We start from the raw sequence: 23,152 nt of genomic DNA, 5'->3' as shown, positions 1-23,152 counted from the left end.
CGGCAACTGCGGTCACAACTGGTGAGGCAAAATCACGGCCGAAATCGACGAAAATCGGAAAGCAACCAAATTTCTCACCTTGCGATCACTTTCAACGTGCCATTACCAGCCAAACGAACCGACAATCACCCATCTCTTGCACAAACAGGTGAAAGCCTTACGACCGTCCAGCCCCTACACCTATTACGTAGAAACGAGCGCAGAGACGCCGGAACGAGCCGATTTTCGCCGATTCGTTTCGCGTAGGAGGAAGCACTAGCATGAACATAACAGCTTCCAGAAAAGTATCGTTGGCTCCGCTGGCGGACACTGGCGAGACAGATCCTCGCTCACAGCGCGCCAGAGCGGAGCGAATGGCCGTCACGCCGCTCGGTGGCGGTCTGTACGAAGTCGAAAGCCAGAGCGACCATACCTACTTCGCCGACCTGCTCGGCGGGCGATGCACCTGCCCCGACCACATGATGCGCGGGGTTCGGTGCAAACACCTCCGCCGGGTGGCCATCGAAATCAACGAGGGGCGAGTTCCCCCGCCGGGAAAGGAGGCAGTCGAATGCGCCCGCTGTGAATCGACCGTCTTCGTGGACGAACAGAAAGCAGATGCAATCCACTTCTGTGACCACTGCGAACTCCACCCCGGCGAAGTGGTCATCGACCGAAACACGGGTGACCTCATGGTCGTCGTCAGCATGCCGGGGTACCGCGCCGACTCCGTGGACGTGCCGGGCAAGGACTGCACCGTGGCCGAGTACCCCGCAAATGAGGGCTACCCGGAAAGCGACCCCGTGGTCGAAGTCCTCTATCCGATTCCGGCGGGACTGCGACCCGAGCAGTTGAATCCGTCGCACGTGCGTCGGTATTCGTTCCCGCGCTCGCGGCTTCGACGCCCCGAGCCGCCCGCCGACCAGTCCGAACTGACGGACTTTCGGGAGGCGGACTTCCGGGAGTCGAACTGACCTACGGTATATTTTCGGTTTCCTGAGCGAGAGCATCCTCTCCGTTCCATGCGTAGAGACGATTCTCTCGGTCGAGGAGCGAAAAAACGCTCTCTTGCATCCAACTGTACGGCGACTCGTCTTCGTACTCCCGCTTTAGCACGTGCGTCTTTTCGAAGTACGATTCTTCGGCGACGAACAACCCCTGTTCGACGAGGAATCCACTCCGGTCGTGTTCGACCACGCCGACGATGTGGTCGGTGAAATCGGCGAGAACGCGGAACTTCAAGACACCGTTTTGCCACTCCCCGCGAACATCGACCATCAGGAATGCGTAGCTGTTCGGGCGTCGATTGAGTCGGTCTTTGACGAGTTGTAACCGCCGAATCTCCTCTCGACCGTAACTGCCGAGGACGAAGTACGAACTGTCTGTCCGGATGATAGGCGTCAGTTCGCTGATGGAGCGCGAGAGGCTTTCGTACTCTTCGAGGGAGAGACTGGTATCGTGGAGATATTCGTCGGCTTTCTCCACGATTTCCGCCCGGTCGGGGAGTTCGTCTGGGGTTTCGTTGGGCGGTCTGCCGGGAGTTTCGCTGGGCGGTTTGTCAGGCGGTTTCCCGGGTGATTTGTCGGAACGAGGAGCCATGCGATAGTCAATGAATGCTAAATACAAATAATTTAGTTATCGAATTGATTACTGATTCGGTAACCAATTTGATAGCAACTAATTCGATTACGATTGATTCGATCATGACCGAAACATTTTCCTTCCCGGATATAGTAGATATCAGTATGAGTAGTACGACAGGGGATTCGACGGTCGAATCAGAACGCGAAACCCTGCACGCCATCACGCAGGAGACGCGGTTTACACTCCTGCAAAACATCCTCGGCCATCCGCAACAACTCCCGTCTTTCAAGGAATTGGCGCTGGTCAACCCGAGCAAGAGCGAAAGCACGATTTACACCCATCTGAAGGTGCTCCGCGACCACGGCGTGGTCAAAGCGGTCGAACTCCCCGAAGGCGAGCGCCGCCGCGACTTTCCACACACGTTTTACGGACTCTCCGACGCCGGACGCGCGTTTCTCGATCGACACAACGTTCTCCGGGCGGAAGAAACGTTTCAGACCATCTACTCCCAAATCGACAAACCGGACGAACTGCTGAAATACGAAAACGCACCGCGACCTGAATAGCGTTCGATACCCTCCGCCGAATCTCCCGAAATTGCTTCGCTTTATCCCAGCATCTCTTCCGCTTCTTCCACCGAGAGGATTCCTTCCGCAACCGCGTTCAAAACGTCGCCGATTCCGTGTTCCGACCCCTCGTCTTCGTCGTCGGCTTGGAGGGCGACCATCGGGTCGCCCTCCTCCAGTGCGGTTTCCTTTTTCACTCGGTAGTTGCCGCCGTCGGTCTGATGCACGTCCGCCGGGTGGAAGAAGTACCAGTCTTCCCGGTCGAATCGCACGCCGATTTTGGGTTTCGCGCCGAAGTTCTGCGAGAAGTAGACGAGTGCTTCGACCTCTTCCCCGGAGAGATAAATCGGGTCGCCGGAACTGGATTTCGCCTCGATGGCGTAGAACACGTCCCCGTTTCCGGCCAGCACGTCCGGCAGTTCGCGCTGGGTCGCACCGCCGCTTGCAGGAGCGCGCATGACCGCGAATCCTTCTTCGTCCAACTTATTGACGAGTTCGCGCTCCCGCCTGTCGCCTTTCGCGTTCGCCATTCGTGTCCGTATCTCTCTGCCCGCGGTTTAATCCCGTCGCTCCGGTGTGTCTTGTTGTCGGAGAGAAACAGATAGAGAATCGAACGCTTACGTCCCGTGTTGCCAGCTACCCATGTAGTCGGCTTGCTCGTCCGTGAGCGAGTCGAAATCCACACCGTCGGCGGAGAGCTTGATTTCCGCAATTTCCTTGTCCAACTCGTCCGGCACGTCGTGGACGCCAGCGTCGTACTTCTCGCTGTTTTCGACCATCTCACGGACGCAGGCGGCCTGCACACCGAAGCTCTGGTCCATCACTTCGACCGGGTGGCCGAGCGCGAGCGGTGCGGCGAGGTTGACGAGGCGACCCTCGGCGAGAACGTTGAGGCGTCGGCCGTCTTCCATCTCGTACTCGTGGACGCCGTCGCGGGCGTCTCGCTCGCTCACGGCGAGGTCGGAGAGCTTGTTCAGGTCGATTTCGATGTCGAAGTGACCTGCGTTGGCGAGCAGGACGCCGTCTTTCATCTGGTCGAAGTGGTCTTCCGTAATCACGTCGCGGTTGCCCGTGGTCGTGATGAACACGTCGCCTTCCTTTGCGGCTTCTGCCATCGGTTTGACCTCGTAGCCTTCCATGTGGGCTTCGAGCGCTCTTCGCGGTTCGACTTCCGTGACGACGACCTTCGCGTTCTGGCCCGAGGCCTTCTTCGCGACACCTTTGCCACAGTAACCGTAGCCAGCGACGACGACGGTTTTCCCGGCCCACGAGAGGTTCGTGGTCATGGCGATGGTTGCGAGCGAAGATTCGCCCGTGCCGTGAACATTGTCGAATAGGCGCTTCATCGGCGTGTCGTTGACGGCGAAAACGGGGTAGTCGAGCGCGCCGTCTGCGTCCATCGCACGGAGTCGGTGGACGCCGGTCGTGGTTTCCTCACACCCACCGACGATGGAGTCGATGAGTTCGGGGTACTCTTCGTGAATCGCGGCGACCATGTCCATTCCGTCGTCCACCGTGACGGTCGGCTCGATGTCGATGACGGCCTCGATTGCCTCGTAGTATTCCTCGTCGTCGACGCCGCGTTTGGCGTAGCTCGTGATGTTCGGGTGTTCGTCTAGCGCGGCGCTCACGTCGTCGTGGGTCGAGAGCGGGTTGCAACCCGTAACGGCGACTTCCGCGCCACCCTCTGCGAGGGTTTCGACCAGCACGGCGGTTTTCGCTTCGACGTGCATCGCCATGCCGATTCGCTGGCCGTCGAGGGGTTTCTCTCCTTCAAACTCCTCTCTGACTGCCGTCATAATCGGCATGTGCTGTCGCGCCCAGTCCATCTTCCGATGCCCTTCGACGCGAGCACTCTCGACGTCGTCAAGTTGCTCGCTAATCGATGGATACTCTGCCATACGTCGGAGAAAGCGGAGCGCACCCAAAATGCTACCGAAGGCGGTCGGCCGTGATGTGAGAGTTCGAAAGCAGTCGGTTGCAATGTGTCGGCGGTCGTTCGCAGTTCGTAGGCAGTCGGTTGCAATGTGTTCTGTGTCTCTGCCGGCAATCTACACTACGACTCTGGTGGCCAGCCGTGACGCTTCCACGTCAGTTACCGTGCCCGTGACCGTTCTTTTTGCCGTTCCCGTTGCCGGGATGGTCGTCGTTCTCCGCTTCGTCCTCGTCGTCTTCGTCGTCTTCGTCGTTGCCTTTCTTATCGTGTCCATTGCCGGGATGGTCGTCACCGTTTTCCGGTCCTTCCGCGTGGGCGGGTTTCTTGTCGTTGGACTCTTCACCAACATCGGAGTTCTTGTCAGCGCCGGGGTTGTTCTCCGTAACCCATGCCGAGATAATATGACCCGGATTCTTCACGTCCTCACCCGAGAGAAGTGCGTAAACGAACGACGAAACCTGCTGACCGAACAAGTCGCTGTCAGCTTCCTCCGACTCTTCCTCGTCAGCGGCGACCAGCGTGGCAGTCGTCGCATCGGTCACGTTACCTTTCGTCGCCACGATTCGAACCGTGGTGTTGTTCGAAGGGGTTGCCAGAGAGACGGTTCCGTTCACGTCGGTCGTATAACTCCCGACTCCGGCGTAAGTCGAGTTGTTCAGCGCGTTAACGCTGACCGAGGCGTTTTCGACGGCGGTTCCGTTCGAGGTGACGGTGACCACGACGTCGTCGTTTTGCGAGACGCCGACGGAGAGTCCGTCGTCTTCGACTGCCGCAAACGCGGGTGCGGCGACGGACAGTATGAGAACTGCCGCAGTTATCGGTGCGAGTTGCTCTGCGTTCATGCAGTTTTCCCGACTGTGAAGGATAGTATAAACCCCTGTTCTCGTTTGGGATTGTTATATCCGTACATAAACAGTTCAGAGCTCCCGAGAGAGTTTAAGATACGATATAACAGTTCAATTTCTGTTTCGAGATGGATGAACCACATGTACTATATATTGAAATAGTTGCTGTTCTAGTTGTTTCGAGAATCAGTTAGAAGCGCGCTCAATGGCGTCCTTTGCACGCTTTTCAGCCTTTTTCCGAACCGAACGTTCGTCCATAATTAATACCTCTTTATCTGCCATGAGTACGTTACCATCACAAATTGTATGTATAACGTCGCTGCCGCGCGCGGCGTAGGCGAGGTGACTGACGAGGTCGTGACGTGGCGTGAGATGGCTTGCGGATAGGTCGAGAACTGCGAGGTCGGCGTTCGCACCCTCCTCGATTCGGCCGCTGTTGAACCCGAGGGCAGTCGCACTGCCCTCGGTCGCCATTCGGACGACCGACTCGGCGTCAACCGCGCTGGCGTCGTTACTGGCGAGTTTGCCGAGCATGGCCGCATCGCGCATCTCGCCGAACATGTCGAGGTCGTTGTTCGACGCCGTGCCGTCGGTTCCCAGTCCGACCGTGACGCCCGCATCGAGCATCGCCTGAATCGGGGCCATCCCGCTGGCCAGTTTCATGTTCGAGGCCGGACAGTGGATGACGCCAGTTCCCGTCTCCGCGAGGAGTTCGATTTCGGTTTCGTTGACGTGGACGCCGTGGGCGACGAAATCGCTCACGTCAGTCATATCCATGTCGCGGGCATACGAAAGCGGACGCTCTTTTCGTTCGTCTACGATTGGGGAAACCTCGTCCTCGGTTTCGTTTGCGTGGTAATGCAGCGGAACCCCGAGTTCGCGTGTTTGCGGGATGTACTCTTCTAAGTACTCCTCGCCAACAGTCGTCAGACTGTGTGGCATTACCGCCGTCGAGATTCGCCCGTCAGCGGCACCGTCGAACTCTGCCGCGATTTCGAGGCTGGTTTCGAAGTCCTCGCGGGCGGCCGCCTCGTCCCGGCCAATCGTAACGATTCCGTGGCCGAGTCGAGCGCGAAGTCCCGCGTCTTCGACCGCTTCGACCACTTTCTCGACGTGGAAGTACATGTCCGCAAAGCCGGTCGTTCCAGACTGAATCATTTCGAGCAGGCCGAGTTCGGTTCCGGCACGGACATCCTCCGGCGTCAGCTCGGCTTCGACGGGCCAGATGTCCTCCCGAAGCCACGATTCGAGTGGTTTGTCGTCGGCGTAGCCCCGGAGAAGCGTCATCGCGGCGTGACAGTGTGCGTTGACGAGGCCGGGAATCACCAACCCGTCGTCGGCATCTAGCGTCTCGTCGGCCTCCGGAAGGTCGTCTGCTGGCCCGACGGCGAGAATTTCGCCCTCGTCTTGGTCGACCAGCACGTCGGTTTCTTCTACGGTCATGTCCGGTCGCAGTACCTGCCCGCCCGCGATTCGGAGGGTTGTCATGCCTACTGCTTGCCCATCCTCTTGCATGACTTTGGTGGATTGCAGTTCGCGCCGGGAAAGCAAGAGTAATCCGTCTGGCGGACAGATGCCGAGATAATGCGAATAGCCGTCCCCAACAAGGGCAGACTGCACGACCCGTCGATGGAACTACTCGAACACGCGGGACTGCATGTCGTGGACGGAGCAGACCGAAAACTGTACGCCAATACGGTTGACCCGGACGTGACACTGCTGTTTGCCCGCGCCGCCGACATCCCGGAGTACGTGAGCGACGGCGCGGCGGACATCGGCATCACCGGACTCGACCAGATGCGGGAAGCCAACCCCGACAACGTGGTTGACTTGCTCGATTTGGGATACGGCCAGTGCCGTCTCGTCCTCGCCTCGCCGGAAGACGGCGAGATTGAGGAGGTCGCCGACCTCGCCGGAAAAACGGTCGCCACGGAGTTCCCGAACATCGCAAAGCAGTATTTCGCCGAAACGGACATCAACCCGGAAATCGTGGAAGTTTCGGGTGCGACCGAACTCACGCCTCACGTCGATATGGCCGACGCCATCATCGACATCACGAGCACCGGGACGACCCTGAAAGTCAACCGACTCGGCATCATCGACGAAGTGCTAGCGAGTTCGGTTCGACTGTTCGCCCGCGACGACGTGGCCGAGGACGACAAAGTCGAACAGGTCATGATGGCGCTCCAGTCCGTCATCTCCGCCGAGGGCAAACGCTACCTGATGATGAATGCGCCCGAGGACAAACTGGATGAGATTCGGGACGTGATGCCCGGTCTCGGCGGCCCGACCGTGATGGACATCGCCGGAAACGGAAACGTCGCGGTGCATACCGTCGTTGACGAGCGTGAAGTGTTCGAAACCATCAACGAGGTCAAACAGTTGGGTGCCAGCGGGATTTTGGTGACCGAAATCGAGCGACTGGTTGACTGAGAACTCTCTTTTTCGGCTGATTGCGATTGTTCGGCAAAAAACAGTTATTGGTCGAAATGAAAGAATGGATATGAGTGTTCCTCTCATCCTCGGCTTTTCGAACGCCAGCACCGGGGCCATCCTTGGAGGTACGTGGTGCGTCATCCTTGGCGTCGGCCTCTTTCGCTATCGGACGGGAACGTACGCACGTCGATGGCTGTATCGCTTGCTGTCTCTGTCCCTCATCTGGATTTCCTATAGCTTGTTCCAGATTACGAGTGCCTTCGAAGGTATCACGGATGCAGTCATTGTCCTACTCGGCGTCGGACTGTTACTTCTCGGTCTCGTCATGGGTGTCCGGTGGTGGCAGAGTCGAAGCGACGGAGAGAGTCAAAAAACAGCAGGATGAGTTAGTCTGCCCCTTCTTTGCCTACGATTCTGCATCTAACTCGGAAAGCAGATGGGAAATATGCAGTCTGTCGTTGGTTCCTTCGGTCAAGTCCATATCGACCTCTGCGGCCAACAGCACTGCCTCTGCAAGCGCCTCTCCGGTGTACTTGTTCGAGCGCCCGAAGGCATCCAGAATCTCTTCCAGGACCTCCTCGCCGCTGTACCCCTCGTCGATGAGGAGTTCGTCCAACGAACTCCGGGCGTCGGTGAACTGCCCCTTCTCGGCCTGCGTCATCATCTCCTCGATGCGCCCGCGGATGCCGAACTCGCGGAGAACTTCGTAGGCGTCGGTGGTGACCGCGCCCTCCTGTTCGTACAGCAGTTGGGCACCCAAAATCGCCTTGCGCAGGTCGCCCTTCGCGTATCCTGCGACGAATCGCAATCCCATCTCGTCGTACTCTGCTTCCTCTGCCTCTAAAATCGGTTCGAGGACGCCGATAATCTCGTCCTCGGTGGGTGCCCGCATCGAGACGGGGAAACACCGCGATTTGATTGGCGGGATGAGCTTCGTCGGTTGGCGCGTCGTGATGACGAACTGCGTGGTTTCGTGGTACTGTTCCATCACCCGGCGAAGCGCCTGCTGGAAGTCCTCACGGATCGCTTCCGCGTTGTCGAGGACGATAGTTTTGTATTCTCCCGAAGAGGGTGCATAGCCAGCGTACTCCTTGAGAACGTGGTTTATCATCTCGCGCTTCGACCACTGGCGCTTGTACTTTTTGCGCTTGCTCGACCCGTGGCGGTACTGCTTCGAGAACTCGGTTTCACCTTGCAGGAAGTTCGAAAATCGCGGGTCGTTCCGAATCTCCTTTTTGGTCCGGTCGAAGAAATCTGCGACGTTGATTTCTACGAGGTCGTTGTCCGGGTCGTCGTGCGCCTCGCGGGCCAGCGCCCGCACGGCGGCGGTTTTGCCGCTCCCTTCCGGCCCGTAGAGGACGAGGTTAATCGGCTCGTTTACCGCCCGCTCCAGATAGTCGCGCACCGCTGGCTGGGGCAGGTCGGACAGGTCGGGCGCATACGTTTCGGTCCACAGCGGCGACTCCATCAAACTACCGTAGCAGGTCGCCGGACAAGAATCGGTCGGTTACAGCGTGCGAATCTACTCCGCAATTCGTCGTCAAAAAAGCGATGTATTGAGTTCGCCGGTTGAACGAGACTCGCTTACGCGCTCGTCTCGTTCGCGGCAGTCGTCGCAGCACCTGCTTCAGTCGTCGTGTCCGAAACGACCGTCGTTTCGCCCGCGGCGGTCGTTTCGTTCGCAACAGTCGTCTGGTTCACAGCAGTCGTTTGATTCGCAACCGTCGTTTCCGCGGCGGCGGTCGTCGTCGCCTCGGCAACGGTGGTTTCCGGCTCGGCAGTTATCGTCTCATTGGCTACTGTGGTCGTCTCTTCTGCTGCTGTCGTCGTTTCTTCGACGGTGGTCGTTTCCTCTGCTGGCGTCGTGGTTTCTTCTGCCGGAGTCGTCGTCTCGGCAGGCGTCGTGGTTTCCTCGGCGTCCGCTATCGCAATGGTCGCTATTTCGCCGAAGTTGGCCGTGTAGACGCCGTGGGTGTACGTACCGGGTTCGACTCCGCTGGTGTCGATTTGGTACGTCACGTCCACGCTTCCACCCGGTGGGAGCGCTACGTCTTTGCGCTCGACGACGTCACCGCCCAACCGGAAGTCCACGAACTGCGAGAGTTCTTGGTCGGTCGGATTGGTGATGGTCGCGTTCACCGTGATGGTGTCGCCAACGGTCGCGTTCTGCGGCGCTTCGAGGTTTTGCACGTCCAGCGACGGGCCCAGGTTGGAGACGTTTCTGACTTCACCGTCGTCTTCGGCGGTGGTCGTCTCTTCCGGCGTTGTCGTCTCTTCAGCAGTGGTCGTTTCCTCTGCTGGCGTCGTGGTTCCTTCTGCCGTCGTCGTTGCTTCAGGAGTCGTCGTCTCTTCGGCTGGCGTCGTCGTTTCTGCTGGTGTCGTCGTTTCTTCCGCCGTGGTCGTCTCTTCCGGCGTCGTCGTCTCTGCACCGTCCTCGACGGTCACGTTCGCCGGGTCAACCACGACTTCGTTGTCCACGACGTAGGGAAGATCTTCTTCTCCCCCGGACGTGGCGAAGTCGTACACCTGATTCCCGTTCGTGTCGAGGTGCGGCATGGCGATGAGCGTCTGACTCTCGGTGAGTGGCTCATCGAGCGTCACGGTGACGTTCTCGTGCGTTCCGGGTTCGAGATACTCGGACGACCCGAGGATGCTCCCGATGACGTTTCCTTCGAGCAGACTCTCGTCGTGCATCGTCACGAAGCCACCTTCCGACATAGTGACCGAATCGACGGTCACCGTCTCACCGCTGGTGGTTTGGTCTTCGAAGGTGACGCTGGCGTTGAGTTCCTCCGGTTGCTCGGGCACGTCGGGCTGGCCCGGCATCGTCGTGGCGTTCAGGTTCGGTGGCAGTTCCACCACGAACGTCACGTTCTGGATGCTGATGTCGCGGAGGACGACCCGGACGGTTTCCAAGTCACTCGGAACCGAGACGTTGCTCGATTCCACCGCGTCCTTCACGTCTTCCTGCGAAACGTTCTGTCCGCGCTGGACGACTTCCTGCGCGGATTCGTTCTGCAGGAGCGCCGTCACGTTGAGGCGAACCGTCTCGTCCTGCAAGTCCACGCCGCTCACGGTTTCGGTGCGGTCGGGTTCGGTGCTGTCGCCGACGACGAACGACCATTCCGCGATGCTCGCCGACTCGACGTGGAAGACGAGTTCGTCGGGCAGTTGCCCGTCCGTCACGTTGTCTTCCGGCTCTTCGGGTTCAGCGACCGAAATTTCCGCGTCGTCGATAACGGCTTCGCCATCCATCGTGTACGGTCCGTCCACGGTTCCGTTACCGATGACGAAGTCGTACACCTCATTCTCGTTCGTGTCGAGATGCGGCATGGCGATGAGCGTCTGTGTCTCGTTGATGGGTCGCGCGAGCGTCACGGTGACGTTCTCGTGCGTTCCCGGTTCGAGATACACCGAATTACCGAGGACGCTCCCGACGACGTTCCCTTCGAGCAGGCTTTCGTCGTGAATTGCGACGAAGCCGCCCTCCGACATGGTCACTGACTCGATAACGACAGTTTCACCGTCGCTTTGTTGTTCGCTGATAGTTACGTTCGATTGTGCTTCCTCCTGCAGGTTCGTAACCCGCATTTCTGATGCTGTGTCTGTCTGTCCCGTGGCACCGAGCGATACCGCAACACCGCCGGCGAGTACCACGAGAACGGCCACGAATGTGGCACTAACTGTTCTCGGGATTCGTGTCATATCTCCCTCCTCATCTGCGAACGAGGTGACGGCGACACACCCGATAAACGGCTTCGACCGTTCACGGGATAAGACGGCGATTCGGTCGGTTAGGGCGCTCCTGCCGTCCGTACCTTCGACTCCCGCGACCCATAGGCCAGTATTTCCCGCGGAATCGAGCGACCGTTTCGAAGGCGGTTTAGTTATCCGTCCACGAACTGCCAGTAGATGTCGATGCGAGTCACCTTCCTCGGAACCAGTGGTGCAGTGCCGACGACGGAGCGAAACCCGAGTGCCATCCTCGTCAACCGGGAAGGCGACCGTTTGCTGTTCGACGCAGCAGAGGGAACCCAGCGCCAGATGATGCGTTTTGGAACCGGATTCACCGTCTCCGATCTGTTCATTTCACACCTCCACGGCGACCACGTCCTCGGGATTCCCGGCCTCGTCCAGACGTGGAACTTCAACGACCGCGACGACCCGCTCATGATTTATACGCCGCGCGGAACCGGCGACGACATCGATACGCTGGTTCACGCAGTTGGCAGTCAGCCGTCGTTTCCGATTCACATCACGGAAGTCGCGCCCGGCGAGGTGGCCGTCCGGCGCGACGACTACGAAGTTCGCGCGTTTCGAACCGACCACGAAACGAATTCCGTAGGCTACGCGCTGGTCGAAGACGACCGAAAAGGTCGTTTCGACCGCGAACACGCCGAAGAACTCGGCGTCCCGGTCGGGCCGAAGTTCCAGCAACTCCACGCCGGAAACCCGGTCGAACTCGAAGACGGAACCGTGGTCAAGCCGGAACAGGTCGTCGGTGACCCGCGACCCGGTCGTAAATTCGTCTACACCGCGGACACGCGCCCGTCGGAACAGGTGGTTTCGGTGGCTGAAGACGCCGACCTGCTCGTTCACGATGCGACGTTCGCCGAGGACAGGGCCGAGCGTGCGAAAAAAACCGCCCACTCGACTGCGGCGGAGGCCGGGAACATCGCACAACGAGCGGGGGCGATTCGACTCGCGTTGATGCACGTTTCCTCGCGCTACGCGGGTAACGTTTCTGCGCATCTTCGAGAGGCCCGCGAAGAGTTCGACGGCGAGGTGTTCGCCCCTGACGATGGCGACATCATCGACGTGCCGTATCGAGAGGGATAGTGTGAACGAGTAGTACGAACAAGTAACGGGCCATCCCCGAATGCGGAGCGGATAGAGGTGCTGATTGGGCAAATCGACGCAGGCGATGGTCTGCTGTTTACACTTGATGTTCTGCCATTTTCCAGTTCCAAATCTACTTTTGAACATATTTACTGGCAGTAAAAAATATTATAATGAACCATTGTATTAAATAAATCGCGATGAAACAGACTAGAAGAAACCTACTGAAACAGTTCGGAGCGGCTGGTGCGATTGGACTCGGAAGCGTCGGACTGTCCGGAACGGCGAGCGCGCACGTACAAGACCCCTACGCCGACAGATGGGTCGCGGCGGATTCGAGCAACTATTCGAACACGAACAGGAGTTCGAACTCGATTAACTGGGTCGTCATCCACGTGACGCAGGGAAGCTATTCGGGGGCCGTTAGTTGGCTCCAGAACCCCGACTCAAACGTCAGCGCCCAGTACGTGATGCGGAACTCCGACGGCCACACCACGCAGATGGTTCACAACGAGGATACCGCGTGGCACGCTGGCGGCACGAACTACAACGCTCACTCCGTGGGTATCGAACACGAAGGCTGGGTCGGTGAGACGAACTTCACCGACGCACTATATCAGAAATCCGCCAACATCGTCAGTTGGCTCTGCGACACCTACGGCATTTCGAAGACCCATCCAACCGGAGTTGCACCCTGCGACGCCCGGGACGGGAGCGGCATCATCGGCCACCATCAAGTGCCCGAATCCGACTGTGGCTACAACGACCACACCGACCCCGGTTCGACGTGGGACTGGAACTACTTCATGAGCCTCGTCAACGGTGACAGCGGCGGTGGTGGCGGAAACCGATTCGCTGACGGCGACCGAGTGACGCCGACTGCCAATCTGAACACGCGCGAACAACCCGGAACAGACCAACCAATCGTCGCCACGATTTCGCCCAGCGAAGTCGGCGAAATCATGAACGGCCCAATCGACAAAGACGGCTACACGTGGTGGGGCGTCCACTGGCTCGACCGGAACGTGTGGGGCTGGTCGGTCGAGCAGTACCTCACCGACGCATAGACTGACGCGCTCATTTTTCGTCGCTGTCTACGTCAGTAGCGACCATTTCCCGACCTTCGCGTCGGCTGTTTTCCGCGTCGGATTTATATTTCGAGGGCACCTACCGCGAAGCGTGAGCGAGCGAACGAGTGCCCTCGACGTTCTCGTCTACGGCGTTGACATCCAAAGCGGGGACGTACGGGGTAATTCTCCCTCTTACGCGCTCGTCGTCTACGATGGCGAGCAGGTAGACCGCGATGTCGTTTCCTATCGGAAACTCCGCCGCCTCGTAGAGCGTGACGAACCCGCGCTGTTGGCGACGGACAACATGTACGAACTCGCCGAGAACAAAGACGCCCTCGTCCACTTCCTCCGGGGGCTTCCGGACGCGACTCGACTCGTCCAAGTGACCGGTGCGGAACGACCGGAACCGCTCTCCAGAGTCGCGTCCAGACACGGCGTTCCCTACGGCAAAAAGCCGATGCGTGAAGCGGAGGCGGCGGCCCGACTCGCCGCGATGAACGTCGGCCACGAGGTGACCGCGTTCACCGACACCACTCGGGTCAAGGTTTCCCGCGGGCGCTCGACTGGAAAGGGTGGGTGGAGCGAAGACCGCTTTACTCGCAGAATCCACGGCTCCGTGAAGGAAACGACTCGCAAGGTCGAATCCGAACTTCGGAGCGCCGGATTAGAGTACGAGCGCGAAGTCACCGAGAAGTACGGCGGCTACTCGAACGCAGTGTTCGAGGTGTCCGCACGCCCGGGCGACATTCCGGTTTCCTCCCGCAGAGCGGGCGACGTTCGCGTCGAAATCGAGCGCCTCCGCCGGGACGGCATCGAGTTCGAACCCCTCGTCAAGCGCCGCGACCACGTCATCGTCGGTATCGACCCCGGAACGACCACGGCAGTCGCGCTGACTGGGTTGGACGGGTCGCTTCTCGACGTGTGGAGTACCAGAACAGCGAACACCGCCGACGTCATCGAATGGATAATCGAACGCGGGCGACCGATTATAGTCGCCGCTGACGTGACGCCGATGCCGGAAACCGTCGAGAAGATTCGGCGAAGTTTCGATGCGGCCCCGTGGACGCCCGAAACCGACCTTCCGATTGACGAAAAACAGCACCGAACTCGGGAGGAAAACTACGACAACGACCACCAGCGGGACGCCATGGCCGCCGCGCTGTTTGCGTTCGACGGCCACGAAGACCAGTTCGAGCGCATCGCTCGGAAAGTCCCGGCAGGGATGAATCCGAGCGAAGTGACTGCCCGCGTGGTCGCAGGGAACGAGAGCGTCGAGGCCGCCGTCGAAGCCCTCTCGGACGACCCGGAACCGGACGAAGAGAAGACTGAACACACGGTTCGGGAACTCTCCGCCGAGGAAAAGCGAATCAAGCAACTCGAATCGCAGGTCGAACGGTTGCAGTCGCATACCGACGACCTGCGGGAAACCGTAGAAGAGAAAGACGACCGAATCGAGGAACTGGAAAGCGACCTCTCGGACGCCAGACGAGAAGAGCGCGAAAACGTTCGCGCCCGCCGCGAAATTTCCCGGCTTCAGCGGGAGAACAACCGATTGGAGGACGAACTGGACGACCGCGACGAGCAAATCGATGAGTTGGACGGCAAGCTCGAACGGCTCAAGGAACTGTGGAAACTCGACCATTCGAACTTCAGCGATGTGGCCGAACAGAAGGCCGGACTCGTCGCCGTCAAGCCGATTTCGAAGTTTACCAACGACGCTATCGATGCCGCTCACGAGAGCTACGGACTCGCCGAGGACGACGTGATTTACCTCCGAGACGCGAGCGGTGCGGGTCGTTCGACCGCGAAACGACTCGCGGACATCAGTCCGCGAGTCGTGCTCAAAGCCGGTGGAATCTCGGACGTGGCCGACGAACTGCTGTTCGACAACGACATTCCGGTCGGGCCAGCGAGCGACGTGACGATTCAGGAAATCGACGAACTCGCGGTCGCACGGGAGTCAGAAGTAGAGACGGTCATCGAAGAGTGGCGCGACCGGGCGGAAGACCGCCGGAAGGAGGAAAAAACGGAACAACTCGACCAACTCATCAGCGAACACCGCGCAGAGCGCAGGGCTGACGAACGTCGGTCGTCGTCCTCTTCGTCTACTTCGTCTTCGTCCTCCTCGTCCTCGTCGTTCGGCAGTTGAGTTAGTATCCGGTCTTCTTCGTCTCAGGTCGTCCACTCGACCGAAAACGTCCGCAGGATGTGGAGCAACCAGAATGCAATCCCGAATCCAACTGCCAGTACCGCCGCGTATAACAGCACGTACTCGCTCGTCGTGGTGCCGACTCCCATCCCGAAATACGTCGCCGGAAAGAGCGCGAGGCCACCGAGGACGACCAACCACAGTCCGATTCTCGCCGCGTTCATATCCCGCATTTCTCGCCATCCGACTTGGCTGTTGGGACATCCCCTTCGCTCCGACGAGATGACGTAACCCTAAAGCCGATGAGCCATCTTTTTGCGTGCATGGACGCTTACGACTTAATCTCCCGGAACGCCGACGAGTTAGTAACCGAAGAGGAGGTGCGCGACCTCGCCGCCGACCCCGAAGGCAAGCGCGCCTACGTCGGCTACGAACCCTCCGGTGTCCTCCACATCGGGCACATGCTCACTGCGAACAAACTCATCGACCTGCAGGAGGCCGGTTTCGAGGTCGTCATCCTCCTCGCCGACGTTCACGCATACCTGAACGACAAAGGAACGTTCGAGGAGATTCGGGACACCGCAGAGCGCATGAAAGAGCAGTTCATCGCCTACGGGCTGGACGAGGAGAACACCGAATTCCGATTCGGTTCCGAGTTCCAGATGGACGACGACTACGTCCTCGACCTCCACAGCCTCGAACTGGAGACGACGCTCAACCGCGCGAGCAGGGCGATGTCGGAAATCCAGAGCGGCGAATCCACGAAAGTCTCCCAAGCCGTCTACCCCTTGATGCAGGCGCTCGACATCGAATACCTCGATTTGGACCTCGCAATCGGCGGCATGGAACAGCGCAAAGTCCACATGCTCGCCCGCGACACCTTGCCGAGTATCGGCTACGACGCACCGACCTGCATCCACACGCCGCTCATTGCCGACCTCGGTTCTGGCGAAGGAAAGATGTCCTCAAGCAAGGGCGTCACCATTTCCATGGAGGATTCGACCGAAGACATCGAGGACAAAGTCAACTCGGCGTTCTGTCCGCCGACCCGCGACCCCGAGGGCGACCTCGAAAATCCGGTTCTGCAAATCTTCGAATACCACGTCTTCCCGCGCTTCCAGCAGGTCGTTGTCGAACGGCCCGACAAGTACGGCGGCAACCTCGAATACGACGACTACCACTCGCTCGAAGACGATTTGGAGAGCGGCGAACTCCACCCTGCAGACGCAAAGAGCGCGCTTTCGTCCTACTTGGACGACCTCATCGCACCGGGTCGAGAGAAGATTCAGCAGGCGGAATAACCGGAACCTTTCTACTCTTATTCGAATCCGCCGCCCATCATCGCACCCATTCCGAAACTCTCCAGCACGCCCGAAACGAGTCCCCACGCGGTCAGGACGAAGCCGAGGACGACGAGGGCCATCCCTGCGGCGATGATGATGTTTTGGAGGGCGATAACCGCGATTCCAGCGACGAGTGCGAGCAGACCGACGATGCCTTTGGCACCGAGTTTTCCGAGCATAGCCCGGACTCTGTCCGGGAGCGTCTTAAAAGTGGCAGTTGCGCGAATTGATTCATCTCGCTCGCGAAATTTCCAAGGGGGCGTGTCGGTGTATCTGGCGCGGGACAGCGGATTTAAAACCAATGACCTCCAATTGTGGGGTATGAGTGACAACAGCGGACGAAATAACCTCCACATGCCTGACGATGATGAGGTATTCGCTACCGTCACCAACATGCTCGGTGCGAATCGCGTCAAAGTTCGATGTGCAGACGGAACGGAACGAACCGCTCGAATCCCGGGTAAGATGCAAAAGCGCGTGTGGATTCGCGAAGACGACATCGTCCTCGTAGAGCCGTGGGACTGGCAGGACGAAAAAGCCGACATCAAATGGCGCTACGACAAGCAGCAAGCCGACCAACTGCGTGAAGAAGGGCACATCCAGTAGCACCTTTTGCTGTGTGAGTGCGCCATAGGCGCACTCACTGGAAAAATCTGCACCAAAAGCCTGCGCTCCTCCCTCTGCTCGCGGCTTCGCCGCTCGCTTTTCGAGGCGCGAAGCGCCTCGTACTGGTCGTCGCTTGGTCCGCTCGCTCGTCACTGTCGCTCCTCGCTCGCGGTGAGGTGCTGGCCGCTGGCGGTTGTGGAGGGTGCTGATTTTGCGGATGTGCAGATGGCAGATTTCCCGCGGTTGTTCAGGTGACCTATCACTCACAGAGGGAACTCGCTTCGCTCGGTTCTTCGTTCGTTATTTTTATCGCTACGGTAGCACATCGCAATCGGAAATCTCGGCCGTTTCCGTATTCGGGTTAAATACCGAGTGCATAATTCGTAGCACGATGTCACAGAACCTGTCTTCCGAAGAGTTGGATGTAGACCACGACGCGGAGTTCCCGAACGTCATCGAGGCACTCCACACCCGGCGGTCGGGGCACAACTTCGACCCCGAGGCGGAGTTGGACGAGGAAACGCTGGAGGAACTGATTCGAGACGCGGCAATCGCCCCGTCCTCGTACAACCTCCAACCGTGGGAGTTCGTCTCGGTTCAGGACGAAGAGCGACTGGACGAAATCGTAGAAATCGCCTACGGACAAGAGCACATCCGCGACGCCGGAACCGCAATTTTGGTCGTGGGCCACACCAACGCGAAGACGGCGGACAGCGTTTTCGACGAGTGGGTCGAAGCGGGCCGACTGGACGAGGAAACCGCGGCGGAGACGAAAGCCCAGACGGTCGGCATGTACGACGACGAGCGGATGGGGCGCGACTACGCGATTCGGAACGCCAGCCTCGCGGCCGAGAATCTGATGCTCTCCGCACACGCGCGAGAGCTGACGGCCACGCCGATGATTGGCTTCGACCAAGAACGTATCACGGAGTTCCTCGACCTGCCGGACGACGTGATTCCGGTGATGCTCCTCGCAGTCGGCCCGAGCGGCGGCGAAGAACCCGAGCGACTTCCTCGGCGTTCCGTTGACGAAATCCTCCACAAGGAATCTTACTGACCGGAAAGTCACAGTATTCAGGGAGAACGGTGGTACACTGAACAGGCCACCCTTTTACCGCTCCTCCCCATAGACGGGGATAGATGAGTGAGGAGTACGGACTGCTTGACCCAGAGAATGCCGAGGAACCCGGCGACGAGTGGGAGGAAATCGACGTTTCCGACACCGAAGCCGACCGCATCGCGCGAAAGCGCGACCGAGAGTTCAGCCAATTCAGAGAACGGGTCAAAGACTCAGACCAGTTCAAAGTCGAGCAGTCCGTCTTCGACGATGCCACGCTCGCCGCACTGTACAAACTCGTGCAGGACGGGTACGTGCAGGCGTTCGGCGGGCCGATTTCGTCCGGCAAGGAAGCGACCGTCTACAGCGCACTGGGAGACGAGGAGAACGGCGAAGTCGCGGTCAAAATCTACCGAATCAACGCGAGCAACTTCCGCGATATGCGTGAATACCTCGTTGGTGACCCACGATTCGAGGAACTCGGCGGGGACAAAAAACGGGTCGTCCTCGCGTGGGTTCGCAAGGAGTTCGCCAACCTGAAACGCGCGATAAAAGCCGGGGTTCGGGTGCCGGAACCCCTCGCCGTCCAGCGCAACGTGCTGGTGATGGAGTTTATGGGCAACGACGGCAGACGAGCGCCGACGCTCGCGGACGCGCGACTCGAAAACCCCGAAACTGCTTACGAAGTCGTCAAGGAATATATGCGGAGATTGTTCGATTCAGGCCTCGTCCACGGCGACCTTTCGGAGTACAACATCCTCGTCAGCAACGGCGAACTCTGTATCATCGACGTGGGGCAGGCCGTAACCTACCACCACCCCAACAGCGGGGAGTTTCTGACTCGGGACTGCGCGAACATCGCGTCGTTCTTCCAGCGGGAAGGACTCGACGTTCACGGCGACGAACTGGAAAACTGGATTCGGGAGAACGCAGACCCGGAAAAATAAAAACGACCGCGCTTACGCGACTCGCTGGACGATTTTTCGGCTCACGTACCCCGACGAGATGGACGCGCCGATGTACCAAACCAGCCACACCTGTAGCGGCCCGACGATCGTCGCCGTCCACGCGATTTGGCCGATAACCGGGAAGAAAAACGCCACTGGCGTGATTGCGGCGGCGGGCGACGTGAGTGCCCATCGGAGCCAGATGAACGCCGGGGCGGTAACCAGAAGGCTCCACACCATCGGTCGAACGCTGCTTTTCATCATCTTCAACTGACTCTGCATCAGTTCCTGTTGCTCCTGACGCAGGCCGTCCAGTTCGTCCTCGTCGCCTTCGTTGCGAGCGGTCTTCACGTTCTCCTGAAGCGTTTTCATCTTCTCTTGAAGCCGTTCCATTCGCTCCGTGTCGCGGAGTTTCGTCTGCAAAATCGCTGTGTACAGTCCCGTCGTCCCGGCGAGGGCGAAGACGAACAGCGAAAACGGAAGCCACACCGCGAGCGGCGAGAGAAGAGGCGAAACGACCGCGACGATAGCCGCCTCTATCGGCTGAACGAAGTAGCCAGTGAACAGGGCAACCGCCAACAGCCCCGCCAGCTTGTCGTATTTCGACCACGAACCGCCGTTCTGCGATTCCATAACAGAGTGTTATTTTCAATTGCTTATCAACATTTCCCATGGGTTGGTTTCAGCATTCGACACAACCACAGAAATCAGCACCCGACACAACCGGGAAGTTGCCACCACACTCACCGCGAACGAGGAGCGACAGCGACGAGCGAGCGGGCCGACGACTGACCGTAGGGAAGGAGGAGGCTTTTGGTCCAGATTTTGCCAGGGAGGTAGAGCAAAAGCATGCGCGAATCGCGCATACTTTTGACTCCCGACCGCAGCAAAAGGTGGGAGGGAAGGGCTTAAACCGCGTCAGGTGGTAAGAGCGGTTATGAAGCACGTGACGATACCGCAGGACCGAATTGGCGTTCTCATCGGTGAAGGCGGTGAGACAATGCGAGAAATCGAAAGTCGTGCGGACGTGCGCCTCGACATCGACTCCGATGACGGTTCAGTGCGAGTCGAGAAGAACGGTGACCCCGTCCGCGGACTGAAAGCGCCGGAAATCGTCAGAGCGATTGGTCGCGGGTTCTCCCCGGACGAAGCACTCGCGCTGCTCGAAGACGACCTGATGCTTTTCGACCTCGTGGACATCGACGCGGCGGCCCGAAACAAAAACGACCTCCAGCGACAGAAAGGCCGACTCATCGGCGAGAACGGTAGAACTCGGCAGTTGATGGAGGAACTGACGGGTGCCGACGTGGTTATCTACGGAACGACGTTGGGTATCATCGGGCAGCCACAGCAGGTGGAGACGGTTCGAAGTGCCGCCGAGATGATTCTCGACGGTGCGCCACACGGCGCAGTGTATTCGTTCCTCGAACGCAAGCGGAACGAAATGAAACAGCAAGGAATGGAGTACCACCAGTTCAGCGGTTGACGCTGTTTTCGATTCGATAGCGAACTCTATTTCTTATATAAATACCGCTCTGTTACTGTGTGACATCCCCCTCCGAGCGCCGTTTGTGGCACGTTCGCACGCGTCCAAGAAAAGATTTATATAGAATCGCAATCAACCCATGTGATGACTATGTCACAGCCAATGGGCAATCAGCCACTTATCGTTCTTTCAGAGGACAGCCAGCGAACCTCCGGACGCGACGCGCAGTCCATGAACATCACCGCCGGAAAGGCGGTAGCAGAAGCAGTACGTACCACACTCGGCCCGAAAGGGATGGACAAAATGCTCGTCGATTCGATGGGCGACGTCGTCGTCACGAACGACGGTGTCACCATCCTGAAAGAGATGGAAATCGAGCACCCGGCGGCCAACATGGTCGTCGAAGTGGCCGAAACGCAGGAAGACGAAGTCGGCGACGGAACGACCAGCGCGGTTGTCGTTGCCGGTGAGCTTCTCCAGAAGGCAGAAGACCTCCTCGAACAGGACATCCACGCGACCACGCTCGCGCAGGGATACCGACAGGCCGCAGAGAAGGCCAAGGAAGTCCTCGAAGACGCCGCAATCGAAGTCGATGCGGACGACACCGAATACCTCGAAAAGATCGCCGCCACGGCGATGACCGGCAAGGGCGCGGAGAACGCCAAAGACCATCTCGCAGAACTCGTCGTCAACGCCGTCCAGAGCGTCGCTGACGACGACGAAATCGACACGGACAACATCAAAGTCGAGAAGGTCGTCGGTGGCACCATCGACAACTCCGAACTCGTCGAAGGCGTCATCATCGACAAAGAGCGCGTCCACGACAACATGCCGTACTTTGCAGAGGACGCAGACGTCGCTCTCCTCGACGGCGCACTCGAAATCAAAGAGACGGAAATCGACGCCGAAGTCAACGTCACCGACCCAGACCAACTCCAGCAGTTCCTCGACCAAGAGGAAAAACAGCTCCGTGAGATGGTCGATTCGCTTGTCGATGTCGGCGCTGACGTCGTCTTCGTGGACGGCGGCATCGACGACATGGCACAGCACTTCCTCGCGCAGGAAGGCATCCTCGCCGTTCGACGCGCGAAATCCAGCGACATGGACAAACTGGCCCGCGCGACGGGCGCAACGCTCGTGAACAGCGTTGACGACATCACGGAGGACGACCTCGGATTCGCCGGTAGCGTCGCCCAGAAGGACGTTGGTGGCGACCAGCGCATCTTCGTGGAAGACGTCGAAGAGGCAAAATCCGTCAGCCTCATCCTCCGCGGTGGAACGGAACACGTCGTTGACGAAGTCGAGCGCGCAATCGACGACAGCCTCGGTGTCGTTCGTGTTACGCTCGAAGACGGCAAAGTCCTCCCCGGCGGCGGCGCTCCGGAGACGAAACTCGCCCTCGCCCTGCGCGACTACGCCGACAGCGTCGGAGGCCGCGAACAGTTGGCCGTCGAAGCGTTCGCCGATACGCTCGAAGTCATCCCACGCACGCTCGCCGAGAACGCCGGACTCGACCCCATCGACTCGCTCGTTGACCTCCGTAGCAAACACGACGGTGGCGCGGAGACCTCGGGTCTCGACGCCTACACCGGCGACATCGTGGACATGGAAGAAGACGGCGTCGTCGAACCCCTCCGAGTCAAAACGCAGGCAGTGGAAAGCGCGACGGAAGCCGCCGTCATGCTCCTGCGCATTGACGACGTTATCGCCGCAGGCGAACTGAAGGGCGGTCAGGTTGGCGACGACGACGAAGACGCAGGCGGCCCACCAGCAGGCGGCATGGGTGGCATGGGCGGTATGGGTGGCATGGGCGGCGCGATGTAAATTTCGGCCACAGCCTAACCACACAACCGCATTTCGAACGCTTTCCGCAACGGCACCGCTTTCGACTATTTCAAATTGTTCTTTTGAACGGCGCTGTTCACCGTTTTTTTGAGAATTATTCTTTCTGCGAGCCGTATCGCTCTGCGAGTATCAGATACGGTTCGATAGCTTCCGGATGGCAAACGAGCGTGATGATGCCGTCCTCGACGCTGACGAATCCGGAGTCTTCGAGCTTTGGAAGATGGCTGTGATGCAGTTGGGCGTAGATTCGCCGCGGTTCGCTATTTGCCTTCTCGGATGCGATTTTCTGTGCGAGACTCGTTACGGACTTCTCCCCGTCGAGTAGTTCCCGAAGCACGAGCCGCCGTCGTTGACTAGCGAGTGTCGAGAAAACAACTGACGGTGCGGGCGTGTCAATGTCGTCTGGAATGGGCATCTTGGATGGAGGGCGCAGTTCGGTTGGAAATCTGTACTCTCGCTGTATT

At 59.0% G+C, this 23,152-nt stretch carries 25 protein-coding genes; 13 read left to right on the top strand and 12 right to left on the bottom strand.

Annotated features, from left to right (window positions below; translation table 11 throughout):
- Nucleotides 1–260 precede the first annotated feature (260 nt).
- Entirely contained in the window at nt 261–953 is a 693-nt protein-coding gene (locus BW974_RS12175; RefSeq protein WP_076430554.1) for a hypothetical protein, read from the top strand.
- A gap of 1 nt (nt 954) precedes the next feature.
- On the opposite strand, the gene BW974_RS12170 is transcribed toward BW974_RS12175, so the two are convergent.
- Nucleotides 955–1,578, bottom strand: a complete 624-nt coding sequence (locus tag BW974_RS12170; protein ID WP_245800064.1) for a DUF8170 family protein — start codon at nt 1,576–1,578, stop codon at nt 955–957.
- Between the two features lie 146 nt (nt 1,579–1,724).
- On the opposite strand from BW974_RS12170, the gene BW974_RS12165 reads away from it, so the two are divergent.
- The gene (locus BW974_RS12165) at nt 1,725–2,129 is read left to right on the top strand and encodes a winged helix-turn-helix domain-containing protein (RefSeq protein WP_076430553.1); all 405 of its coding nucleotides are present in this window, start codon (nt 1,725–1,727) and stop codon (nt 2,127–2,129) included.
- Between the two features lie 41 nt (nt 2,130–2,170).
- Here BW974_RS12165 and hjc read toward each other — a convergent pair whose 3' ends face one another.
- The 4 genes from hjc to BW974_RS12145 all read right to left on the bottom strand — a co-directional run bounded on the left by hjc (nt 2,171) and on the right by BW974_RS12145 (nt 6,398).
- Nucleotides 2,171–2,659 carry a Holliday junction resolvase Hjc gene (gene hjc, locus BW974_RS12160; protein WP_076430552.1) on the bottom strand — a complete coding sequence of 163 codons (489 nt, stop codon included), beginning with the start codon at nt 2,657–2,659 and terminating at the stop codon, nt 2,171–2,173.
- A gap of 87 nt (nt 2,660–2,746) precedes the next feature.
- Complete coding sequence (locus BW974_RS12155) at nt 2,747–4,030, bottom strand: adenosylhomocysteinase (RefSeq protein WP_076430551.1); 1,284 nt, start codon at nt 4,028–4,030, stop codon at nt 2,747–2,749.
- Nucleotides 4,031–4,220: 190 nt separating this feature from the next.
- Nucleotides 4,221–4,907, bottom strand: a complete 687-nt coding sequence (locus BW974_RS12150; protein ID WP_076430550.1) for a hypothetical protein — start codon at nt 4,905–4,907, stop codon at nt 4,221–4,223.
- A 189-nt stretch (nt 4,908–5,096) separates the two neighbouring features.
- Entirely contained in the window at nt 5,097–6,398 is a 1,302-nt protein-coding gene (locus tag BW974_RS12145; protein ID WP_076430549.1) for an amidohydrolase, read from the bottom strand.
- A gap of 96 nt (nt 6,399–6,494) precedes the next feature.
- Between BW974_RS12145 and hisG the strand changes: the two genes are divergently transcribed.
- Both hisG and BW974_RS12135 read left to right on the top strand, forming a co-directional pair.
- Nucleotides 6,495–7,343 carry an ATP phosphoribosyltransferase gene (gene hisG, locus BW974_RS12140; RefSeq protein WP_076430548.1) on the top strand — a complete coding sequence of 283 codons (849 nt, stop codon included), beginning with the start codon at nt 6,495–6,497 and terminating at the stop codon, nt 7,341–7,343.
- 70 nt (nt 7,344–7,413) lie between these two features.
- Nucleotides 7,414–7,731, top strand: coding sequence for a hypothetical protein (locus BW974_RS12135; protein ID WP_139328869.1), 318 nt, complete (start codon nt 7,414–7,416; stop codon nt 7,729–7,731).
- A gap of 21 nt (nt 7,732–7,752) precedes the next feature.
- Here BW974_RS12135 and BW974_RS12130 read toward each other — a convergent pair whose 3' ends face one another.
- Both BW974_RS12130 and BW974_RS12125 read right to left on the bottom strand, forming a co-directional pair.
- Nucleotides 7,753–8,814 carry an AAA family ATPase gene (locus tag BW974_RS12130; RefSeq protein WP_076430546.1) on the bottom strand — a complete coding sequence of 354 codons (1,062 nt, stop codon included), beginning with the start codon at nt 8,812–8,814 and terminating at the stop codon, nt 7,753–7,755.
- Nucleotides 8,815–8,930: 116 nt separating this feature from the next.
- Complete coding sequence (locus BW974_RS12125; RefSeq protein WP_245800062.1) at nt 8,931–11,051, bottom strand: DUF7282 domain-containing protein; 2,121 nt, start codon at nt 11,049–11,051, stop codon at nt 8,931–8,933.
- Nucleotides 11,052–11,258: 207 nt separating this feature from the next.
- Here BW974_RS12125 and rnz point away from each other — a divergent pair, with 207 nt between their 5' ends.
- The 3 genes from rnz (at nt 11,259) to BW974_RS12110 (ending at nt 15,404) form a co-directional block, all read left to right on the top strand.
- Complete coding sequence (gene rnz / locus BW974_RS12120; protein ID WP_076430545.1) at nt 11,259–12,185, top strand: ribonuclease Z; 927 nt, start codon at nt 11,259–11,261, stop codon at nt 12,183–12,185.
- 200 nt (nt 12,186–12,385) lie between these two features.
- Nucleotides 12,386–13,252: an N-acetylmuramoyl-L-alanine amidase gene (locus tag BW974_RS12115; RefSeq protein WP_076430544.1), complete on the top strand. Its 867-nt coding sequence runs from the start codon at nt 12,386–12,388 to the stop codon at nt 13,250–13,252.
- 112 nt (nt 13,253–13,364) lie between these two features.
- Nucleotides 13,365–15,404, top strand: coding sequence for a DUF460 domain-containing protein (locus BW974_RS12110; protein WP_076430543.1), 2,040 nt, complete (start codon nt 13,365–13,367; stop codon nt 15,402–15,404).
- Nucleotides 15,405–15,427: 23 nt separating this feature from the next.
- On the opposite strand, the gene BW974_RS12105 is transcribed toward BW974_RS12110, so the two are convergent.
- Nucleotides 15,428–15,628, bottom strand: coding sequence for a hypothetical protein (locus tag BW974_RS12105; protein WP_076430935.1), 201 nt, complete (start codon nt 15,626–15,628; stop codon nt 15,428–15,430).
- 99 nt (nt 15,629–15,727) lie between these two features.
- On the opposite strand from BW974_RS12105, the gene BW974_RS12100 reads away from it, so the two are divergent.
- Complete coding sequence (locus BW974_RS12100; RefSeq protein WP_076430542.1) at nt 15,728–16,705, top strand: tyrosine--tRNA ligase; 978 nt, start codon at nt 15,728–15,730, stop codon at nt 16,703–16,705.
- 17 nt (nt 16,706–16,722) lie between these two features.
- Here the strand turns inward: BW974_RS12100 and BW974_RS12095 are convergent, their stop codons facing one another.
- Nucleotides 16,723–16,926, bottom strand: coding sequence for a DUF7470 family protein (locus BW974_RS12095; RefSeq protein ID WP_076430541.1), 204 nt, complete (start codon nt 16,924–16,926; stop codon nt 16,723–16,725).
- 142 nt (nt 16,927–17,068) lie between these two features.
- Here BW974_RS12095 and eif1A point away from each other — a divergent pair, with 142 nt between their 5' ends.
- The 3 genes from eif1A (at nt 17,069) to rio1 (ending at nt 19,357) form a co-directional block, all read left to right on the top strand.
- Nucleotides 17,069–17,353, top strand: a complete 285-nt coding sequence (gene eif1A / locus BW974_RS12090) for a translation initiation factor eIF-1A (RefSeq protein WP_076430540.1) — start codon at nt 17,069–17,071, stop codon at nt 17,351–17,353.
- 391 nt (nt 17,354–17,744) lie between these two features.
- On the top strand, nt 17,745–18,410 hold the full coding sequence (locus BW974_RS12085; protein WP_076430539.1) for a nitroreductase family protein: 666 nt from the start codon (nt 17,745–17,747) through the stop codon (nt 18,408–18,410).
- 83 nt (nt 18,411–18,493) lie between these two features.
- On the top strand, nt 18,494–19,357 hold the full coding sequence (gene rio1, locus BW974_RS12080) for a serine/threonine-protein kinase Rio1 (RefSeq protein WP_076430538.1): 864 nt from the start codon (nt 18,494–18,496) through the stop codon (nt 19,355–19,357).
- 12 nt (nt 19,358–19,369) lie between these two features.
- Here rio1 and BW974_RS12075 read toward each other — a convergent pair whose 3' ends face one another.
- Together BW974_RS12075 and BW974_RS26970 are read right to left on the bottom strand one after the other, a co-directional pair.
- Entirely contained in the window at nt 19,370–19,990 is a 621-nt protein-coding gene (locus BW974_RS12075; protein ID WP_076430537.1) for a DUF106 domain-containing protein, read from the bottom strand.
- A 110-nt stretch (nt 19,991–20,100) separates the two neighbouring features.
- Entirely contained in the window at nt 20,101–20,223 is a 123-nt protein-coding gene (locus BW974_RS26970) for a hypothetical protein (protein WP_281247689.1), read from the bottom strand.
- A gap of 71 nt (nt 20,224–20,294) precedes the next feature.
- On the opposite strand from BW974_RS26970, the gene BW974_RS12070 reads away from it, so the two are divergent.
- Nucleotides 20,295–20,843, top strand: coding sequence for a KH domain-containing protein (locus tag BW974_RS12070; protein ID WP_076430536.1), 549 nt, complete (start codon nt 20,295–20,297; stop codon nt 20,841–20,843).
- A gap of 162 nt (nt 20,844–21,005) precedes the next feature.
- The gene (gene thsA / locus BW974_RS12065; protein WP_076430535.1) at nt 21,006–22,667 is read left to right on the top strand and encodes a thermosome subunit alpha; all 1,662 of its coding nucleotides are present in this window, start codon (nt 21,006–21,008) and stop codon (nt 22,665–22,667) included.
- A gap of 115 nt (nt 22,668–22,782) precedes the next feature.
- Here the strand turns inward: thsA and BW974_RS12060 are convergent, their stop codons facing one another.
- On the bottom strand, nt 22,783–23,103 hold the full coding sequence (locus BW974_RS12060) for a DUF7344 domain-containing protein (RefSeq protein ID WP_076430534.1): 321 nt from the start codon (nt 23,101–23,103) through the stop codon (nt 22,783–22,785).
- Between the last annotated feature and the right edge of the window lie 49 nt (nt 23,104–23,152).

Source organism: Haladaptatus litoreus (genome assembly GCF_900156425.1).
Taxonomy (GTDB): domain Archaea; phylum Halobacteriota; class Halobacteria; order Halobacteriales; family Haladaptataceae; genus Haladaptatus; species Haladaptatus litoreus.
The sequence above is the reverse complement of the archived record's forward strand: the minus strand, read 5'-3'. Positions and strand labels throughout refer to the sequence as shown.

What these genes read in the sequence shown, in the direction of transcription:
- BW974_RS12175 (WP_076430554.1), top strand. Translation starts at nt 261, where the DNA reads ATGAACATAACAGCTTCCAGAAAAGTATCGTTGGCTCCGCTGGCGGAC.
- BW974_RS12170 (WP_245800064.1), bottom strand. Translation starts at nt 1,578, where the DNA reads ATGGCTCCTCGTTCCGACAAATCACCCGGGAAACCGCCTGACAAACCG.
- BW974_RS12165 (WP_076430553.1), top strand. Translation starts at nt 1,725, where the DNA reads ATGAGTAGTACGACAGGGGATTCGACGGTCGAATCAGAACGCGAAACC.
- hjc (WP_076430552.1), bottom strand. Translation starts at nt 2,659, where the DNA reads ATGGCGAACGCGAAAGGCGACAGGCGGGAGCGCGAACTCGTCAATAAG.
- BW974_RS12155 (WP_076430551.1), bottom strand. Translation starts at nt 4,030, where the DNA reads ATGGCAGAGTATCCATCGATTAGCGAGCAACTTGACGACGTCGAGAGT.
- BW974_RS12150 (WP_076430550.1), bottom strand. Translation starts at nt 4,907, where the DNA reads ATGAACGCAGAGCAACTCGCACCGATAACTGCGGCAGTTCTCATACTG.
- BW974_RS12145 (WP_076430549.1), bottom strand. Translation starts at nt 6,398, where the DNA reads ATGACAACCCTCCGAATCGCGGGCGGGCAGGTACTGCGACCGGACATG.
- hisG (WP_076430548.1), top strand. Translation starts at nt 6,495, where the DNA reads ATGCGAATAGCCGTCCCCAACAAGGGCAGACTGCACGACCCGTCGATG.
- BW974_RS12135 (WP_139328869.1), top strand. Translation starts at nt 7,414, where the DNA reads ATGAGTGTTCCTCTCATCCTCGGCTTTTCGAACGCCAGCACCGGGGCC.
- BW974_RS12130 (WP_076430546.1), bottom strand. Translation starts at nt 8,814, where the DNA reads ATGGAGTCGCCGCTGTGGACCGAAACGTATGCGCCCGACCTGTCCGAC.
- BW974_RS12125 (WP_245800062.1), bottom strand. Translation starts at nt 11,051, where the DNA reads ATGACACGAATCCCGAGAACAGTTAGTGCCACATTCGTGGCCGTTCTC.
- rnz (WP_076430545.1), top strand. Translation starts at nt 11,259, where the DNA reads ATGTCGATGCGAGTCACCTTCCTCGGAACCAGTGGTGCAGTGCCGACG.
- BW974_RS12115 (WP_076430544.1), top strand. Translation starts at nt 12,386, where the DNA reads ATGAAACAGACTAGAAGAAACCTACTGAAACAGTTCGGAGCGGCTGGT.
- BW974_RS12105 (WP_076430935.1), bottom strand. Translation starts at nt 15,628, where the DNA reads ATGAACGCGGCGAGAATCGGACTGTGGTTGGTCGTCCTCGGTGGCCTC.
- BW974_RS12100 (WP_076430542.1), top strand. Translation starts at nt 15,728, where the DNA reads ATGGACGCTTACGACTTAATCTCCCGGAACGCCGACGAGTTAGTAACC.
- BW974_RS12095 (WP_076430541.1), bottom strand. Translation starts at nt 16,926, where the DNA reads ATGCTCGGAAAACTCGGTGCCAAAGGCATCGTCGGTCTGCTCGCACTC.
- eif1A (WP_076430540.1), top strand. Translation starts at nt 17,069, where the DNA reads ATGAGTGACAACAGCGGACGAAATAACCTCCACATGCCTGACGATGAT.
- BW974_RS12085 (WP_076430539.1), top strand. Translation starts at nt 17,745, where the DNA reads ATGTCACAGAACCTGTCTTCCGAAGAGTTGGATGTAGACCACGACGCG.
- rio1 (WP_076430538.1), top strand. Translation starts at nt 18,494, where the DNA reads ATGAGTGAGGAGTACGGACTGCTTGACCCAGAGAATGCCGAGGAACCC.
- BW974_RS12075 (WP_076430537.1), bottom strand. Translation starts at nt 19,990, where the DNA reads ATGGAATCGCAGAACGGCGGTTCGTGGTCGAAATACGACAAGCTGGCG.
- BW974_RS26970 (WP_281247689.1), bottom strand. Translation starts at nt 20,223, where the DNA reads ATGCGCGATTCGCGCATGCTTTTGCTCTACCTCCCTGGCAAAATCTGG.
- BW974_RS12070 (WP_076430536.1), top strand. Translation starts at nt 20,295, where the DNA reads ATGAAGCACGTGACGATACCGCAGGACCGAATTGGCGTTCTCATCGGT.
- thsA (WP_076430535.1), top strand. Translation starts at nt 21,006, where the DNA reads ATGGGCAATCAGCCACTTATCGTTCTTTCAGAGGACAGCCAGCGAACC.
- BW974_RS12060 (WP_076430534.1), bottom strand. Translation starts at nt 23,103, where the DNA reads ATGCCCATTCCAGACGACATTGACACGCCCGCACCGTCAGTTGTTTTC.